General features: G+C 66.7%; 17 protein-coding genes and 1 pseudogene. 12 read left to right on the forward strand and 6 right to left on the reverse strand.

Annotation, left to right across the window (positions count from 1 at the left end):
* Positions 1-34: 34 nt before the first annotated feature.
* From ACYVLQ_RS19655 to ACYVLQ_RS19665, 3 genes are all read right to left on the reverse strand, one after another.
* Entirely contained in the window at positions 35-679 is a 645-nt protein-coding gene (locus ACYVLQ_RS19655) for a universal stress protein (RefSeq protein WP_460698962.1), read from the reverse strand.
* A gap of 28 nt (positions 680-707) precedes the next feature.
* Complete coding sequence (locus ACYVLQ_RS19660; protein ID WP_460698963.1) at positions 708-1,307, reverse strand: Rv1733c family protein; 600 nt, start codon at positions 1,305-1,307, stop codon at positions 708-710.
* 112 nt (positions 1,308-1,419) lie between these two features.
* Entirely contained in the window at positions 1,420-2,193 is a 774-nt protein-coding gene (locus ACYVLQ_RS19665; protein ID WP_460698964.1) for an SDR family NAD(P)-dependent oxidoreductase, read from the reverse strand.
* A 458-nt stretch (positions 2,194-2,651) separates the two neighbouring features.
* On the opposite strand from ACYVLQ_RS19665, the gene ACYVLQ_RS19670 reads away from it, so the two are divergent.
* The 6 genes and pseudogenes from ACYVLQ_RS19670 to ACYVLQ_RS19695 all read left to right on the forward strand — a co-directional run bounded on the left by ACYVLQ_RS19670 (position 2,652) and on the right by ACYVLQ_RS19695 (position 8,981).
* On the forward strand, positions 2,652-3,479 hold the full coding sequence (locus ACYVLQ_RS19670; protein ID WP_460699057.1) for an aminotransferase class V-fold PLP-dependent enzyme: 828 nt from the start codon (positions 2,652-2,654) through the stop codon (positions 3,477-3,479).
* 32 nt (positions 3,480-3,511) lie between these two features.
* The gene (locus ACYVLQ_RS19675; protein ID WP_460698965.1) at positions 3,512-4,021 is read left to right on the forward strand and encodes a MarR family winged helix-turn-helix transcriptional regulator; all 510 of its coding nucleotides are present in this window, start codon (positions 3,512-3,514) and stop codon (positions 4,019-4,021) included.
* Positions 4,018-5,235 carry a multidrug effflux MFS transporter gene (locus tag ACYVLQ_RS19680; RefSeq protein WP_460698966.1) on the forward strand — a complete coding sequence of 406 codons (1,218 nt, stop codon included), beginning with the start codon at positions 4,018-4,020 and terminating at the stop codon, positions 5,233-5,235. The genes ACYVLQ_RS19675 and ACYVLQ_RS19680 overlap by 4 nt, the downstream gene beginning before the upstream one ends.
* 344 nt (positions 5,236-5,579) lie before the next feature.
* Positions 5,580-6,212 (forward strand): hypothetical protein, encoded by a 633-nt coding sequence (locus tag ACYVLQ_RS19685; RefSeq protein WP_460698967.1) that lies wholly within the window; start codon positions 5,580-5,582, stop codon positions 6,210-6,212.
* Positions 6,213-7,205: 993 nt separating this feature from the next.
* A pseudogene (locus ACYVLQ_RS19690) lies at positions 7,206-7,651 on the forward strand (CBS domain-containing protein).
* A gap of 43 nt (positions 7,652-7,694) precedes the next feature.
* Positions 7,695-8,981: an ArsB/NhaD family transporter gene (locus ACYVLQ_RS19695; RefSeq protein ID WP_460698968.1), complete on the forward strand. Its 1,287-nt coding sequence runs from the start codon at positions 7,695-7,697 to the stop codon at positions 8,979-8,981.
* On the opposite strand, the gene ACYVLQ_RS19700 is transcribed toward ACYVLQ_RS19695, so the two are convergent.
* Positions 8,963-9,097, reverse strand: coding sequence for a hypothetical protein (locus ACYVLQ_RS19700; RefSeq protein ID WP_460698969.1), 135 nt, complete (start codon positions 9,095-9,097; stop codon positions 8,963-8,965). The genes ACYVLQ_RS19695 and ACYVLQ_RS19700 overlap by 19 nt on opposite strands.
* 172 nt (positions 9,098-9,269) lie before the next feature.
* On the opposite strand from ACYVLQ_RS19700, the gene ACYVLQ_RS19705 reads away from it, so the two are divergent.
* Complete coding sequence (locus tag ACYVLQ_RS19705) at positions 9,270-10,226, forward strand: calcium/sodium antiporter (RefSeq protein WP_460699058.1); 957 nt, start codon at positions 9,270-9,272, stop codon at positions 10,224-10,226.
* A 12-nt stretch (positions 10,227-10,238) separates the two neighbouring features.
* On the opposite strand, the gene ACYVLQ_RS19710 is transcribed toward ACYVLQ_RS19705, so the two are convergent.
* Positions 10,239-10,703 carry a GbsR/MarR family transcriptional regulator gene (locus ACYVLQ_RS19710; protein WP_460698970.1) on the reverse strand — a complete coding sequence of 155 codons (465 nt, stop codon included), beginning with the start codon at positions 10,701-10,703 and terminating at the stop codon, positions 10,239-10,241.
* 73 nt (positions 10,704-10,776) lie between these two features.
* Here ACYVLQ_RS19710 and ACYVLQ_RS19715 point away from each other — a divergent pair, with 73 nt between their 5' ends.
* From ACYVLQ_RS19715 to ACYVLQ_RS19730, 4 genes are all read left to right on the forward strand, one after another.
* Positions 10,777-11,694 carry an ABC transporter ATP-binding protein gene (locus ACYVLQ_RS19715; protein WP_460698971.1) on the forward strand — a complete coding sequence of 306 codons (918 nt, stop codon included), beginning with the start codon at positions 10,777-10,779 and terminating at the stop codon, positions 11,692-11,694.
* A 40-nt stretch (positions 11,695-11,734) separates the two neighbouring features.
* Complete coding sequence (locus tag ACYVLQ_RS19720; RefSeq protein WP_460698972.1) at positions 11,735-12,574, forward strand: ABC transporter permease subunit; 840 nt, start codon at positions 11,735-11,737, stop codon at positions 12,572-12,574.
* A 105-nt stretch (positions 12,575-12,679) separates the two neighbouring features.
* Entirely contained in the window at positions 12,680-12,853 is a 174-nt protein-coding gene (locus ACYVLQ_RS19725) for a TrkA C-terminal domain-containing protein (protein ID WP_460698973.1), read from the forward strand.
* Positions 12,854-13,073: 220 nt separating this feature from the next.
* On the forward strand, positions 13,074-14,534 hold the full coding sequence (locus ACYVLQ_RS19730) for a SulP family inorganic anion transporter (protein WP_460698974.1): 1,461 nt from the start codon (positions 13,074-13,076) through the stop codon (positions 14,532-14,534).
* Positions 14,535-14,740: 206 nt separating this feature from the next.
* On the opposite strand, the gene ACYVLQ_RS19735 is transcribed toward ACYVLQ_RS19730, so the two are convergent.
* Positions 14,741-15,352, reverse strand: coding sequence for a class I SAM-dependent methyltransferase (locus ACYVLQ_RS19735; protein ID WP_460698975.1), 612 nt, complete (start codon positions 15,350-15,352; stop codon positions 14,741-14,743).
* A gap of 747 nt (positions 15,353-16,099) precedes the next feature.
* On the opposite strand from ACYVLQ_RS19735, the gene ACYVLQ_RS19740 reads away from it, so the two are divergent.
* Positions 16,100-17,557 (forward strand): Na+/H+ antiporter NhaC family protein, encoded by a 1,458-nt coding sequence (locus ACYVLQ_RS19740; protein ID WP_460698976.1) that lies wholly within the window; start codon positions 16,100-16,102, stop codon positions 17,555-17,557.
* Positions 17,558-17,689: the final 132 nt, after the last annotated feature.

Consider the following 17,689-nt stretch of genomic DNA (forward strand, 5'->3'; position numbering starts at 1 on the left):
CGCCAAACAGGCCCACTACCAGCGCCGACACCGATTACATTACAAAGTGATGCTGGAGTACTAGTCCCGCGCTCACATCCGACCAGGCATGCAGTGCCACCAGTTCGACCTTGCGTCGCGAGGCTTCCTCGAAGGCGAGTTCGACTGCGGGCTCGCTGTTCTCGCTGCCGTCCACCCCGACCAGTACCGGCTTGCCCGTCGAGACGGCGTCGGTGGCCGACACCGAATGCACCACGGCGACCGGACAGTGGGCGTGCCGGATCAGCGCCGTGCTGACCGAGCCCATCAGGCCCCGCCGGATCGCGCCGAGCCCGCGGCTGCCGACCGCCAGCATCCGCGCCCGGCGAGACTCGACGATCAGATGCGAGATGATCGGTTCGGTCGTCACCTCGGTGCTGATCGCCAGCGCCTCACCGGGAGCGGCGACGCGGGCGATCCGGCTCGCCTCGGTCAGGACCCGCTCGGCATCGGTACGCCGCCACGCCAGATCGGCGTCGGTCAGCGGCGGTACCGGGCCGAAGCCGAGCGGGATCTCCGCCGAGATCACCAGATGCAACCGACATCCGTGATGGGCGGCCTCGGCCGCGGCCCACGCCGCCGCGTGATAGGACACCGCCGAGCCGTCGACGGCCGCCAAGACCGGTGGGTTCGGATCCCTCGTCTGCGTCGAGTCGGTCATCGTGCTCTCCTCCTGTGTCGATTGGTCGTCATTGGTCCTGTCCGATCGGGCGGCTCAGTTGCCGCCACTCCCGCTCCCAACCGGCCTCGCGGCGGCGGCTCAGCAGCCACGTGGTCAGCCACACGACTACAGCCGCGACGGCCCACGCCTCGATGAGAACAGCCAGGCCCAGGCCGATTCCGCGCCATGCCGCCACACTCGCGGGCGACGGCGGCTCGGTCGGGCTCCGGTCCGGCCCGAGCCACACGGTCCTCTCGTCACCGGGTGCCGCGGCGGCGGGAACCTCGACGGTCGCCGCACCGGCGACACCATCCAGATTCCACCGTACGGCGGCCTCGTGACGGTTGTCGTACACCTCATGAGTGGTCACCGATGTCACCCGCTCCGGATCACTCGTCACCACCGCCACCACTTCGGCCTTCTCCGAGTTCTCGGCGCGAATCTCCGACTGGGCGGCGGTGTAGCGCGCCGTGCCGAGTGCCCCGCACAGCGGGACAGCGGCCAGAACCACCACGATCGCCAGAATCCGTATCAGGCCTTCCAGCCGATCCGTTGGACGCATCAGCCGACTGCCGTTCCACGGCCGAGCACGCCAGGCCCGCAACAGCATGGACCGATAGGGCGACATCTCCCACACCTCATGTCCCGGTCTCATAGCGGATGCCCGACCTCGTCGAGGGCACGCCGCGGCGTCGCCGAAACGGAGACGGACCTGGTTGCGGCCCAGCCGACCCGGGCAATCATCTGCGGGAACCCGCCGCCGTCTGGGAGCCCACGGTCGCGGTCAGAACTTGACCGGCGGTGGCGCCGCCGTCACACACGAACTCCACCCCGGTCGAGAACGTCGCCTCGGTGACGATGAACCGCACCATCGCCGCCACCTCGTCCGGTTCCCCGAATCGAGCCAAAGGCTGTCCGGCAGCGACAGATTCATCCATGACGGCGGTCATCGGAGTATGGATAGGACGCGGATGCACCGAGCACACGCGCACATTCGCCGGGCCGAGCTCGAGCGCCGCGGTCTTCGTTAGGCCACGCAGTCCCCACTTGCTCGCCACATATGCACCGATCCCCGAATACCCCATCAAACCCGCAGTGGAGGATACGTTGACGATCACTCCGCCTCCGGCCGCGCGCAGTCGCGGTCCGGCCCGGTGCATCCCGAGCCACGCCCCGTACAGGTTGACATCGAGAACATGCCGGAACATCCGCGGCGACTCGGATTCCACCCCACCGAAGTCCAGGATGCCTGCATTGTTGACCAGCACCGCCAACGGCCCGAACACCGCCTCGGAATCGAAAATAACAGAGTCCCAACCCTTTTCGTCGGTCACATCCAACCGGCGGAATGTCACGTTCGGGCCGAGCGACTCGGCGAGCGACGTACCCTCCTGCTCGAGTAGATCGGCGATCACCACACCGAACTGTTCCTTCGCCAGCGCGCGTGCCACAGCCGCCCCGATGCCGCGGGCGCCACCGGTCACGATCGCGCTTCTGCCACTGAATTCGCCCACGACTCCGACCTCCGCCGTCTATTGATCCGTGCGACTCAGCATCCCGCGCGACAACCGCCGCCAAGACGGCCGAAAGTCATCAACCGCCAGGCCGTCCGACAGCGAACGGCCCAGCACCGCAATAGGGAAGGACTCAGGCCCGCGGCCGATGTGGTCTCGGTACCGGCGGTTCCTGTGCAGCGGCTCGGACGGAGCGGATAACCGATCGCCACGCGCACGGCTACGATCGGTCCGGTATCCGTAACCGTCTGAGCGCCAGGACATTCACGGCGACGAGGATGCTGGAACCGGACATCGACAGCGCGGCGATTCCGGCCGCAAGGTGCGGCCGAAAGCGGGCTCGATCACCACATCGGTGCCCGCCCGATGCACACCCACGGCCGGGCCGCCAAGGCCGCGGTCGAGCGGGCACGGGGCGAGGTCGCGGGGTGGGGATCGGTGCGGCACCGGAGGAGATCATGTTCACCTCCTCCGGCACCGAGGCCAACCACCTCGCCCTCACCGGCACCGCCTACGCCTCGCGTGCCGCCGGCCGCGGCAACCACATCGGCCTCACCGCGATCGAACCCCCCACCACCCAAGCCACCTGTGACCGGCTGGCCGCAGACGGATCCCGCATCACCCGGGTCCGATCGGCCCGGCCGGCCGCGTCGATCCGGCCGCACTCGCCGCCGCTGCCGGTCCGGGCACGATCCTGGCGTCGGTGGTGCTGCCATCAACGAAATCGGCACGATGCAACTACCCGCGGAGATCGGCGCGATCGCCCGCGAGCGCGGGATCCTGCTGCACACCGGTGCCGCAAGGCCGCAGCCACGATCGGCATCGACGTCAGCGCCCTGGGGGTGGATCTGCTGACGCTGGCGGGCCACAAGATGTACGCCTCGAAAGGCGTTGCCGCCCTCTACATCCGACGTGGTACCACGGAGTGGCCGCAACTGGTCGCGGGCATCGTCGCGCTCGGTACCGCCGCCGACGTCGCCCGCACCGAACACACCACCGACGCGCTCACTCGCGCCCGCGACCACGACACCCTCGCTCCCCCGTATCAACCCGCCCTTCGAGGCGACACGGCTGGTGATGATGGTCAACGGCCTGGGCACCAGCGTCCTGGCCGGTCACCGCACCACCGACTATGCCCTCGCCGCTCCCGACCACCTCGACCACGTTTTCCGGCGACCGGCTACCGAGCCTGTGCGAGTCCACGCCGCGAACCGGAAGCCGCGACCCACCACGGGCTCAAATTGCTAAGCATAAGCATGGCTAAATTCCTCATCCGAAGGGGTTGACTCACGAAAACAGTAAGCCTTAACTTGTAACTGTGAATATCGAGGACAAGCGTGCCGCCGAGGATCTGCGGTTGGCCGAGTCAGTACGGTGGGCGGTGTCACGGCTGTCATCGCGGCTGCGGGCGGAGCAGCCCGGCAGCGGGAGACCGTTGACCCGGCTGGCCGCGTCGGTCTTGGCGAACCTCGCGCACAGCGGCCCCCTCACGGCGTCGAAGCTGGCGGCGATCGAGGGACTGCAGGTGCAATCGCTGACCCGCGTCCTCAACGAGCTCGACGACCTCGGCCGAATCCGCCGCTCCCGCAACGACTCCGACGCCCGGCGGCAGGACATCATTATCACCGAAGCGGGAGAAGAGGCCCTGCGCGAACACGTGCGTGACGGCAACGCCTGGCTGGCCGCCGCGCTGCGCCACACCCTCAGTGACGCCGAACGCGGCGTTCTCGCCATCGCCGCCGGACTGCTGCGCGACCTCGCCGACACCGACATCCCCACCGGCGCCCAGTCCCCGTCCCGGGACGACGGCGCAGCACCGGCGCTATGACCGGGACGCAGACCTCGAGGTCGAAACCAGCTGCGGGACAGCGCCTTCGGCTGCTTCTTGTGCTCGCCGGACTCAGCGGCGCGGCGCCGTTGGCCACCGATATGTACGTGCCCGGCCTGCCGGACCTGGCCGCCTCGCTGAGCACCGACGCCTCCGGCGCACAGCTGTCGCTGACCGGCTTCCTGGCGGGTATCATCGTCGGCCAACTGATCCTCGGACCGCTCTCCGACGCGGTCGGACGACGCCCCGTCCTGCTGACGGGCACCGCCGGATTCACCGCTCTGTCCGCAGCTTGCGCGCTCGCACCGACCGTCGAGGTCCTCGACGTGGCACGGTTCGGGCAGGGTGTCAGCGGCGCGGCCGGGATCGTCGTCGCCCGCGCGGTCGTCGCCGACCTGTTCGACGACCACGACGTAGCCGCGATGTACTCCCGCCTGGGCGCCATCACCGCCGCCGCACCGGTCCTCGCACCCATGGCGGGCGGAGCCCTGCTGCTGATCGTGCCGTGGCGCGGCGTCTTCGCGGTACTCGCCGCGTTCGGCCTGCTCCTCGTCCTCGGCGTCTGGCGGTGGATTCCCGAATCGCACCCACCGCAGGCCCGGCTGTCCGGCGGCGTCGCCGGTGGGCTGCGCGTGATCGCCGCCCTGGCCACCCACCGGGCTGTCCTCGCTCCCGTGCTGGCGTTATCATTCGGCGGCGCAGCGGTTTTCGCCTATATCGCCGGTACGACCTTCATATTCCAGGACATCTACCACCTCACCCCCGCCGCAGCCAGCGTCGTCTACGGCGTCAACGCCATCGGCAACATGCTCGGTAGCCTTGCCTACGGACGCCTGGCCCGGCACCGGCTGCCGGAAACGCTGCTCGTCGTCAGCGCCACGGTCGCCACCATCGGATCCGCGCTACTACTCCTCACCTCAGCCACCACCGGCACCCCCATGGCCGTCACCTGGGGATGTCTTCTGTTGTCACTCACCGCATTCGGTGTCTTCTTTCCCGCCGTGGTCACCATCGCCCAGCAACGTGGACGCAGCGCCCCCGGCGCCACCTCCGCGCTCCTCGGCGGCGGGCAATTCCTCCTCGGCGCCGCCGCCTCCCCGGCCGTCGGACTGTTCGGCACCCATAGCCCCGCACCCATGGCAGCCATCATGACCCTGGTTCTCGCCCTTGCCACTCTCGCCGCCCTCACCACCGGACGCCGACAACGCCGGTGAATCATGATGGCCGTCAGCGATGAATTCTGACGTCGAACGGCGCAGGCGAGATCTATTGGCATCGGCGAATTCCGACGGCTTACGGCACCGTGAGTTCCATTCTCGACAGTCGGTCTTCATCCGCGCCCGCGTCGATCTCGGCGCGATAGCAGTCCGGATCCGGCGTGGTCTGTGATCCACGGTCGTCGCCGAGGTCCTTTACCTGGCCGTGACCGTCTTCGTAGCATTCGGCCGCTTCAGCCTCGAACCCCTCGCCTCATTCGGCGCGTTGGGGCGACGGTGGCAGTGATTTGACAGCGATCCGGCAGACCGCTCCGCGATGCTGCGCGGGGAGGTGATCGACGATGATATTCATCGAATTGTTCTTGTCCGAGGGTGCGCTCGATCCGGCGCAACGCGGCCGGATTGCCCAGCGTCTGGGCACGATCCATGAGTTGGGTGCTGGTAAGCCCGGCAATGAGGGAGAGGAGATGGCGTCCCGCTCGGCGGCCGTGTTCGCGTCGATGTTTCAAGTGGTGGTGCACGAGCCGCGGATCTGGGTCGCCGGTGAGCATGCGCTCACCGAGCAGGATCCTCCGCACTGTCTGGTCCGTATTCATGTTCCGGGACCGTGGCGCAAGGACATGAGCGAGACGTTGATCTCCTACGCGACACGGATCGTCTCCGACGAGTTGCCATACCGTCGGCCGAACGTGCAGGTGCACGTCGTCGGGGTCTCGGAGGGGAGCATCGGAATGCTCGGACGGACGGTGAGGTCCGAGGACCTCGTCGAGATGCTGAGTGACCCGTACCGGGCCGACGCGGAGACCGGGAAAGCACTGAAAGACCCGGTGTGCGGGGTGCTTGTCCCGCTCGACGACAACACCACCACCCTCGAGATAAACGGCGAGCTGTATGCGTTCTGCTGCCGAGGCTGCCGCGCCGAGTACGTGGCGAAACGAGAGAAGCGCGCGGGCGTGACAGTCGCGGGTCAGTAGACCTCGGCTCTCGCGAGAGCCCCCGCGAAGTCGAGACCACACCCGCGCTCGTACTCCCCTCGGTATTCCCGCACAACCTCCGTCATCCGCGCGACCTCGGGGTTGCCGGAGTTGGGCCTCCCCGCAACGCGTGCGCCACGCCGAGGATCTCTGACGCTCGCGCGGGCTTGCCTCGTCCGTGGGCCAAGTCGGCCATCCCGATCGCCACATGCGCCAGCATCGGCAAATCCGGCAGGCCGAAGGCGATATCCCTCGCTTCACCCAGATAGCTTTGCAGCGGAGGCGAGAGCACCGATGACCGCGGCGAGGTAACCCGCACTGGCCGCATACAGGGCACACTCGGGTGGGTCGGCGGCATTACCCGGACGCCCGCGATCACCCTGCCCCACCAGGCTGGACCTGGACCGACCATCCCGGCCACGACCGCTACATCTCGGTGCTCGAATACGCCGACGGACCGATCTCGACACGCAACGGCCTCATCGCCGATACCCGGGGCGTGACCGCGACCTCCGTCGGCGCGACACTTCACCAGCCACATGCGGGTCAGCTCCGGCACCGGGGCCGCGTGGTCTTCGCCCGGCTCGCCTGGCCCCGGCTACCGCGCCACCCTCGACGGCCAGAATATCGCATTCGGCACCGCCGCACAGACTTTCGCCTCCGTCAACATCCCGCCGGCACCCGCGACGCCGACCGCGTCCTCACCTGGAGGCCACCGTGCTGGAAGATCAGCATCGCCACCGAAACGCGCCAAGACCGCGAACCCGCACAGCTTGTCCCGACCTCCGCCTGACGCACGGTCCGTCGACTTGCCTCGACCACACCGCTTACGGCATCTTTACACCTGGTGTGCCGGGAAGTCTGGTCGGCGAACGTTGCCCGAAACCTCGGACGACGGACGACGACCTGGGAGTTTCCGTATGGCCGCCGCTGAGATGATCTTGACGAAGACAATACGGGCGATCAGGCCCTCTGCCGTCGTATCCTGCGAATGTGCATGCTGCAGAGCTGGCCGAGGAGTACCCGGTCGTCGGGATGGATTCCGATGCGCTGGACGCGGCTCGGTTGATGGCCGGCATCGGCTGCCCGGAATCGTCGTGACCGATGCCGAGGGCAGGCCGGAGGCGGTGCTGCCCGCCTCGCAGGTGGTGCGGTTCATCATCCCGAAGTATGTGCAGGACGATCCCGCCTTGGCCGGTGTACTGAACGAGTCGGTGTGCGACCGGGCCGCGAGCAAGCTGCGCGGCAAGAAGGTCCGCGACGTCCTGCCCGAGCAGCTGGCGAAGGTTCCGGCCGCGAAGTTCGACGACACCATCATCGAAGTAGCGGCCATCATGACGCGGTACCGCAGCCCGCTGGTCGCGGTCATGAAAGGCTCGGAACCGGTCGGGGTGATCACCGCCTCGCGCCTGCTGGACGCCGCACTCCTGAACTCCTGACCAGCGACGGCGGTCCGGTCTCGACCGCGGCCGGGCGGACCTGATGGAGGTCGCCGTCGCGGTCGTCGTCTTCGTCACCGCCTATGTGCTGATCGCGACCGAACGCATCCACAAGACCAAAGCCGCCCTCGCGGGCGCGGGCATCGTGCTGGCCCTCGGCGTCGTGGGCTCGTCCGACAGCTTCTTCTCCCACGACACCGGTATCGACTGGAACGTCATCTTCCTGCTGCTCGGGATGATGATCATCGTCGGTGTCCTGCGGCAGACCGGGGTCTTCGAGTACACGGCGATCTGGGCGGCCAAGCGCGCCAAGGGCTCTCCGCTGCGCGTCATGATTCTGCTCACCCTCATCACCGCCGTGGCGTCGGCGTTCCTGGACAACGTCACCACCGTGCTGCTCATCGCGCCGGTCACGCTCCTCGTATGTGAGCGCCTCGACATCAACCCGGTCCCGTTCCTGATCGCCGAGGTGCTCGCCTCGAATATCGGCGGTGCCGCCACCTTGATCGGCGATCCGCCCAACATCATCATCGGGAGCCGAGCGGACCTGGCGTTCAACGACTTTCTCGTGCACATGGCGCCATTGGTCATTGTCGAACTGCTGGTCTTCACGCTGGTGTTGCCGTGGTTGTTCCGCGGCAGTTTCACCGTCGACCCCGAACGCGCCGCCGATGTCATGTCCCTGGACGAGCGGGAAGCGATCCGCGACCCGAAGCTGCTGATCAAATGCGGCCTCGTGCTGATCGGCGTCTTCGCCGGATTCGTCGGCCACGCGGTATTCCATGTCGACCCGTCGGTGGTGGCGCTGCTCGGCGCCGGGGCGCTGGTGCTGGTTTCCGGTCTGCCCGAACGCGATTACCTGGCCGCGGTGGAATGGGAGACGCTGCTGTTCTTCGCCGGACTGTTCATCATGATCGGCGCCCTGGTGAAAACCGGTGTCATCGAACGGCTCTCCCGGCTCGCCGTCGACGCCACCGGCGGCAACGCCCTGGTCGCGACCATGGTGATCCTCGTCGTGTCGGCCCTGCTGTCCGGCGTCATCGACAACATCCCCTACGTCGCCACCATGAGCCCACTCGTCGCCGAACTCGTCGGCGGTATGGACCAGCACGGGACCACCCTGTGGTGGGCGCTGGCCATCGGCGCCGACTTCGGGGGCAACCTCACCGCCGTCGGCGCCAGCGCCAACGTCGTCATGCTCGGCATCGCCCGCCGCGCCGAAACCCCCATTACCTTCTGGGAATTCACGCGTAAGGGCGCGGTCATCACCGCGATCACCATTGCGATCGCGGCACCGTATCTGTGGCTGCGCTACTTCGCTTTCGGATGATCCAGTTCGTCGGCGTCGGGATGCGGCCGCGGGCCGTGGTCCCGGTTATACCAGCGCAGCAGTAGCAACGCGGCGACGAATGCCGCGATCAGCACAACGACCGTCAACTCGGGCACGAGGTCACCGTACCGCGATAACGCGATCGCCGGACGCAGATCGCGCAGTCGCGATCGACACGGCTGTCACTGTCGGCGATGGGAAGCCCCATCAAGTAGCCGTTAAGCTACAGATACTGTTTCGCTGCCTCATGAGGCAGCTGGACTGCGGGGAGGGACACTGTTCGTTCAACTGCTCGGGGCGGCAACCGGTTTGGTGTTGCTGACGTTCGCCGCGGACCATCTCGTACTCGGCTCCGCACGAATCGCGCAGCGGCTGCGGGTCGGTGCGGCGGTGGTCGGGGTCGTCGTGATCGGATTGGGCACCTCGGCGCCCGAGTTCCTGGTATCGGGTGCGGCGGCGGCAGACGGCAACCCCGCCATGGCCGTGGGCAACCTCGTCGGTTCCAACATCCTCAACCTGACCCTGGTACTCGGGGTCGCGGCGCTGATCCGACATGTGACCGTGACCGCCGCGGTGATCAGCCGCGAGGCCATGCTCGCGGTGGCCGCCGTCGTGCTCTTCGCCGTCCTGGCAGGAACCGGGCTGCACCGGTGGACGGGCCTGATCTTGGCGGTCGCGGGTGCCGCCACACTGGCACTGCTGGTCCGATGGGCCCGCACCGACCGCAAGAATCGAACACTCGCGGAGCAATCCGCCGAGTTCACCGCCGACCCAGTATCCGGCAATGTCGCTGGGCCACATCGCATCTGGTTCGAAGCGTTCCGTGCGACCGCGGGCCTCGCCGGTGTCCTGGCCGGGGCCCAGCTGCTGGTCGCCAACGCCGCGGCGATCGCGACGGATCTCGGTGTGTCGCAGTTGGTCATCGGCTTCACACTCGTGGCGCTCGGCACCTCGGTGCCGGAACTGATCACTACGATTCAGGCGCAACGGCGCGGCGAGACCGATCTCCTGGTAGGAAATCTGTTCGGCAGCAACCTGTTCAACAGCACCATCGGCGGCGGTATCGTCGGTTTGTGCACGGGCGACGCCTCTGCCCGCGCCGGTTTGGTGGTTCTCGTGGCCATGACGGCGGTGACGGTTCTGGCTTGGGGACTGCTGCGCCGCGTGCTGCGGATCGGCAAGGTCGAATCGATGCTGCTGCTGGCCGGATACCTGGCCGCCCTGCCCTTGGTGCTGTCGAGCTGACCACCGTGCGGCTCAACGGTTCTCGTAACCCCGAAGCCAACCCTCGATGATCGCAGGCATTTCCCGCTCCATATGTCCGTAGAAGTCCTGCATCTCGTGGAGCCGATCCGCGGTGGGCGTGTCGTCGGCGACGGCGTCCAGGCCGTCCTGCGCGGCATCCTTCATGACCTTCAGTAGCGCGTTCTGCTGCGTATACAGCCGCGCCCACGCACCCTTCGGGAATCGATAGTGCTCACGTCGGCTGCCGGGTGCGGGCACCCGCTCGATCATCCCCGACTGGGTCAGCTGCTTGATCGCCGCCGACACCGCCCCGGTACTGATCGACAACTGCCCGACCAGATCCGCGGCCGTCATCGTGTCCTGCTCCGTATAGAGCAGCGCGGTCATCACCCGCGCCGTCGTCTTCTGCATCCCGCCTTGAGCCAGAGTCAGGGCCAACCGCTCGGCGGCGTCACGAAGTCGCTGCTTGGAGTCCATGTCACCACCATACAGACAACTCCAACTATTCCTAACCTTCACAACTCTCTGAAATCTCGCTACAGTGTGAGACATGAGCAACGCCATCGAAATCCGGGACCTCACCAAGACCTACGGCACCCGCCGCGGCCTGACAGGACTCACACTCGACGTCCGCGAGGGCGAGGTATTCGGATACCTGGGCCCCAACGGCGCCGGAAAGTCCACCACCATCCGGCTGCTGCTGGACCTGATTCGGCCGACCTCCGGCACCGCGACGGTCCTCGGCCTGGACCCGCGGCGCGACGGCGTCGAGATGCGCCGCCGAATCGGTTATCTGGCAGGGGATTTCGTCGTCGACACGCGCCAGCGGGTACGCGACTGCCTGCGGTTCCTGGGCGATCTGCGCGGTGGCGTCCCCCAGCACAGCATCGACGACCTCGCCACCCGGCTCGGGCTCGACCAGACGGCGACCGTCAAGAGCCTGTCCAAGGGAAACCGGCAGAAGGTCGGCCTGGTGCAGGCCTTCATGCACACCCCCGAACTGCTCATCCTCGACGAGCCCTCCTCCGGGCTGGATCCGCTGGTGCAGCAGACCTTCCTGGACATGGTCACCGAGGCCGCCGCCAACGGGCAGACGGTGTTCATGTCCAGCCACATCATGGACGAGGTCGAGGCCGTCGCCGACCGCATCGGCATCCTGCGCGACGGACATCTGGTCGCGCTCGACACCGTCGCCGACCTGCGGGCCGGAGCGGTCCGGCGCATCGAAATCGGTTTCGCCACACCGGTTTCCCTCGATGAGTTCCGCGGCCTGCCCGGCTTGGTCGATCCGTCACTCGACGACACCGGCACCACCCTGAGCGCGGGACTGGTGGGCGACCCCGACGCCGTGATCAAGGCCGCCGCCCGGCACTCGGTGACCACACTGCACACCACCGAACCGCATCTCGATGAGATCTTCCACAGCCACTACGCCGGTGCGGAGGCCGCACCCCAGCCCGTCGCCTGACACCCCTTCGAAATCTTTTCGCTGACAAGGACATACCGATATGAGCACCGTCTCCACCGCCGTCGCCCCCATGATCGAGCCCGCCGTGGCCACCGCCCGCACCGTCGTACTCACCAAGACCCTGCGCGTCAATCGCCGCAGCCTGCTCGGGTGGACCGCCGGAATCACGGGGGCCGCCGCGATGTACGCCAGCTTCTACCCTCAGATGGCGAAGAACGGTGGCAGCCAGACCGAGAACATGCCCGAAAGCCTGCGCGAGGCCTTGAACATGAATGACTTCGCCTCCGCGCCAGGCTATCTCGGCTCCACGGTATTCGGGCTGATCGTGCCGCTGCTGGCCATGTTCTTCGGCGCCGCCCTGGGCGCGCGGGTCACCGCCGCCGACGAGGAGTCAGGCACCCTGGATCTGCTGCTGGCCCATCCCCTCACCCGGACCGCACTGATCCTGCAGCGATTCGCCGCCCTGGTACTGTCCGCCACCGGCGTCGGCACGGCGCTGTGGCTGGCGATGCTCGCCATCCGCGGCGGCGCCGACCTGGACGCGATCGGCCCGGGACAGTTCGCCGCGCAATGCGTCCACCTGATCCTGCTGACCGTCACCTTCGGCGCGCTCGCCACCGGCATCGGCGCCGCCTTCGGCCGCCGCGGCATCGTCTTCGCCATCACCGCCATCGTCGGCGTCGCCGCCTACGCCGCGCACACCTTCGGCGGACAAATCGGCCTGGACTGGGCCGCCTACCTCTCGCCCTTCCACTACTACATCGACAGCGAACCCCTGCGAAACGGCCTGGGCTGGACCGACATCGCGGTCCTCGCCGCCACCTCCACCATCCTGGTCGCCGCCGGAACCTACCGGTTCAACCACCGCGACCTCGCCTGACAGCACCTCATCGGTCCGCCGCCTTCACCCGAGGCGGCGGGCCGACACCCGTTCGCGGCAGACACGAACTCTGTGCACACCACGGCCACGCGTGCCGTGATGGAGATGACACTCACCGACAGCGGGCTGCGCGAGCACTTCAACGTCACGGTCGTCGCCATCAAACGCCGCGGCGGCGAATTCACTTACACCACGCCGGAAACCATCGTCTCCGACAGTGATCAGCTCATCGTTTCCGGAAGCATAGCCTGCGTGGAGTCCTTCGCCGATCTCGTGTGACGGCGCCCGGTTTCGGTGTTTTCGAAGAGCCCAGCAACCACAAGCTCGTTACCATCCGCCCTTGTTTCGGGCGCCCGCAACCTATGGGCAAGCCAGTGGGGGCTTGTTTTGACGGAATCTTTACGGCATCTTTACTACCAGGTGTGCCGGGAAGTCTGGTCGGCAACTCGAAACCGAAGCAGGTCGGGATCGAGTAGCCGTGAGATGAGGTACAGGCCCGGTGTTACAGCGAATCGCCAGAGAATCCTTGTCCGGGCTGACCGTCGCGATCGTGGCGCTGCCATTGGCCATCGCCTTCGGCATCACCGCGACCGGCACACCCGAAGGTGCGCTCGTCGGCTTGTACGGCGCGATCTTCGCAGGCTTCTTCGCCGCGGTATTCGGCGGCACACCCGGCCAGGTGACCGGACCGACCGGGCCCATCACCGTCGTCGCGACCGGGGTGATCGCCGCGCACGGTCTCGAGGGCGCATTCGTCGCCTTCATCATGGCGGGGGGCTTCCAGATTCTGTTCGGGCTCTGCAAGATCGGTTCTCTGATCAGGTTCATCCCCCACCCCGTGGTCTCGGGTTTCATGGGCGGGATCGCGCTGATCATCATCCTGGGTGAGCTGGACCAGGTGCAGAAAAGCTTCCTGCTGGTCGCGGTCACCATCGGACTCATGCTCGTCTCCGGGAAACTGATCAAAGCGATTCCCGCGAGTCTGGTCGTGCTCGTCCTCATCACGGCCGCACTGCCTTTGATCGGATCGTCGATCGAGAACATCAGCATCGGGCCGCTGGCCCTGAACTCGGCGATCGACTATATCGGCAAGATTCCCGAAGCCATTCCGACGATCAACACCCCGGATCTCGGCGGTTCGACAATCCTGACCCTGCTGCTGCCGGCGCTCAGCATCGCGCTGCTCGGATCGATCGACTCGCTGCTGACCTCGGTGGTCATGGACAACATCACCGGCACCCGGCATCGCAGCAACAAGGAGCTGATCGGCCAGGGACTCGGCAATATCGCCAGCGGCCTGTTCGGCGGGATGGCCAGCGCGGGCGCCACCGTCAGGTCCGTGGTAAACATCCGGAGCGGGGGCCGCACCGCGTTCTCCGCTGCCACCCACAGCGTCGTCCTCTTGGTCTTCGTCGTCGGTCTCGGTGTTGTGGTGCAATACATTCCGCTCGCGGTGCTGTCCGGGATCCTGATCATGACCGCGGTCGGGATGTTCGATTGGGAGACCCTGCGCAAGGTGCACGTCTCTCCCAAAGGTGATGTCGCCGTGTTGTTCTCGACGATGATCATCACCGTCGTGTTCGACCTGACCATCGCCGTCGCGGTGGGCGTCGCGCTCTCCCTGATCGTGCATTTCGTCCAGACCCGGCAACGCAGGGCGTCGATCGTGCAGGACGACACCGAGACCTACCGCATCCACGGCCCGATGTCGTTCCTGTCGGCCGACCACGTCATCACCTCGCTGCGAAGCGCTGACTCCGACGTGTCGCTGTGCCTGCAAAATGTGAACTACATGGACACCTCCGGCGCGAAGGCCCTGCTGAACTACATCCACCACTCCGAGAAGACCGGAATCTCCCTGAGCATCAAGGAATTACCGCCACACATCGAAGACCGTCTGACCTCGCTCGCCAGCGACGAACAGCACGAGAAGCTGAAGGACATCGTCGAATCACGCTGAGGGCCGTGTCAGGAGTCCGATTTCCGAACTCGAACGCTACGTTCTCGCCGAGACACTCTGGTCTCAGCCTGGGCGTGGTGAACTCCGGGGTGAGTGCGGCCCGAGAAACACGGCAACTATGCGGCCCTTCCCCTCACAGCAGCCCCGCACTCGCAGTCCAGGTGGCGGTGCGCTGCGGCCGCTGGCGACTCGAGTGGGCGACCCGGTTACCGGGAAGGGTGGCGCCCGCTCACCAGTACGGCCGGTGGCTCGTGTGGCATCCACTCGGTTCCGGGGTGAATCAGGGATGTGACAGCAAAGTCCGCCGCCAGGCTCCTGGCGGCTTCGCCATGGGTCAGGGCCGCGCCGGGAGGCCGCATATAGATCAGGCCCAGCCGTCCACCCGGCCGCAGGCGCGTGGCCAACCCGGCCACCACCGCGGCCGAGTCGGCCCAGCAGTGCCACACGTTGATGCCGTAGATCAGATCGAATCCATCCAGATCCGGGCCGAGTTCCGCCGCGTCACCGAGACGCAACTCGAGCAGCCCGGATGCCACGAAGCGCTCGGTGCGCCGCGCGGCCTGGCGCAGCATCACCGGCGAACAATCCACACCGATCACCTGGCCGTCGGGAACCAGTCGGCACATCCCGGCCAGCGCCACACCGGGTCCGCACCCGAGCTCGAGCACCCGCGCATCCCTCGCGGGCGCGAGCATGTCGACCGCCCACTGTCCCCGTGCGATGTTGTCGCGCCGGTGCGCCATGAGCACCCCGGCGAGCGCACCCAATGCTCCCCGTGGATGCGCGAAATGGGACAACAGCTGGTCGGTGAATCGCACTGGCTTCTCCTGGAATCCGCGGGCAGGTTTGTTCGCCTCGCCGACCAGGCTTCCCGGCACTCCTGCCCCCGACCCTATCCGGGCCATCCCTCGTCGTAACCGAGCACACCCATCGGCGTGTCAGACACAGCGCAGTCACACGAGCGCCGAGCGAACACAGGCCATCGCCCCTGACTCACAGTGCTCAGCATCTCGAGCAGCGGGACGGCGAACCGATAGCGCAGCGGCGGTCCGCAGCATCCCAGAGTGCACAGCCCTCCATGGGTGGGAAGAGTTGGTCCCTGACGACTTCATCACATCAGCTATCGTACCGTTAAATAACGGCGCATTAAACGACGGAGGAATTACTCGGCGGCCACACGGCCCGTGCTTCGCAGCCTTGGACCGGATGCCCGTGTGGCACAACGTGTCCGAAGGGCGTTGGCCGAGTGGCAAGAAGTAGTTCATACGGTCGGCGTCCCCTGCGGGACAGTGCTCGATCGAGATCAAGTACGCATAACTACCGCGCGCAGGCTCGCTCCACGCAACCGTGTGCGCGTCCCCGGGGCCGTGTGTGTGTCGGTCCCGCATCGAAAGGTCGCCATGTCCGCGAATACCGCAGGTTCGAAGTCCGAGGTCCAGGATCCCGGTAGAGATCTCGATCTGTCCGCAGCCGGAGCGAGTGCCACAGTCGCACCCACTCGCCCACGCAAGGTCTGGGACACCTCACGAATTCGCCCCTCACGCGCCCTGCTCGGGGTGGCGGCGTTGGCTGCGGCGTTGATCATCCTCGGAATCCTTTCTCCCGGAAGGGTTCCGGGAGAAAGCGAGCACGTCGGATTGTTCAGCCTGCTGCCCGCCCTCATCACCCTCCTGGTCGTCTTCGTCACCAAGAACGTCGTGGCCGCGCTGTTCCTCGGTGTCATCACCGGTGGCGTCGTCAGTGCGCAGTACAACGTCATCGACGGATTCATGCTCCCGGCGCTGGGCACCGCCTCGTTCGCAACGATCCTGCTGGTCTACCTGTGGGCACTGGGAGGAATGATCGGCCTGTGGACCCGGACCGGCGGCGCCCAGGCATTCGCGGAAATGGCGGGCCGCACGCTGGTCCGCGGACCGAACAGCGCCCGGGTCTTCGGCTGGCTGGTCGGGGTCCTCTTCCACCAGGGCGGCACGATCTCGACGATCCTCGCCGGCACCACCGTGCGCCCGCTCACCGACAAGCACAAGGTGTCCAAGGAGGAGCTGACCTACATCGTCGACTCCACCGCCTCGCCGGTCGCGACCATACTCCCGTTCAACGCCTGGCCACTGTACGTAGCGGGCCTGGTAGTGGGGACCACGCCGCTGTTCGCGACCGAGGACGACGGTGTCGCGTTCTTCATCAGCTCGATCCCGTTCAACTTCTACGCGATCTTCGCGGTGCTGGCGACGCTGCTGTTCGCGTGGGGGAAGCTGCCCTGGGTCGGCAAGAGCATGAAGCAGGCGATCCACCGTGCCCGCACCACCGGACAGCTCAACGCCCCGACCGCGAAGCCGATCACCTCCGACGAACTCGTCACCATGAAGCTGCCGAAGGACTACACACCCAGCGTCGCCGACTTCGCCGTCCCCATGGGCGTCCTGCTCACCATCGTCATCGGGTCCTACATCATGACCGGCGAGGTACTCATCGCCCAGGCATTCGGCCTGGCCGTGATCGTCGCGATCGTGCTCGCACTGATCAAAGGACTTCCGCTCGGCGAGGCCATCGACGGATTCGTCGACGGCTGCAAAGGCGTGACCGTCGGCGCGCTGATCCTGGCTCTCGCCGTGACGCTCGGCTACGTGTCCAAACAGCTCGGCACCGCGAAATACATCGTCGAAACCACCTCGGACTGGGTGGTGGACCCGCTGCTGCCCGCCATCCTTATGGCCATCTGCATGGGCGTGGCGTTCTCGATCGGATCGTCCTGGGGCACCTTCGCCGTCGTCTTCCCGCTCGCCATGCCACTCGCCTACGCCGTCGACCCCAACCCGATCTACCTGCACCTGTGCTTCGGCGCCGTCGTCGGCGGCGCGGTGTTCGGAGACCAGGTCTCCCCGATCTCCGACACAACCATCCTGTCCGCCCTCGCCTGCGGCGGCGACGTCATGGACCATGTCAAAACCCAAATTCCCCTCGCCCTCGCCGCCGCAGGCCTCGGCGCCATCACCTCCACCGCCCTCGCCTTCGCCATCCTGTAATCGCTCGTAACAGAAACGCTCAGCTGGATCCGCAACCGAACACAGCCTACGCAAGCGATGCGCGTGTCCGTTCGAATACCGGCTCCCGTACTGGGCGCGCAGCGGCACCGGGAGCCCGGACTCCGGCGTTCG

The sequence above is a fragment of the Nocardia thraciensis genome (genome assembly GCF_054782435.1).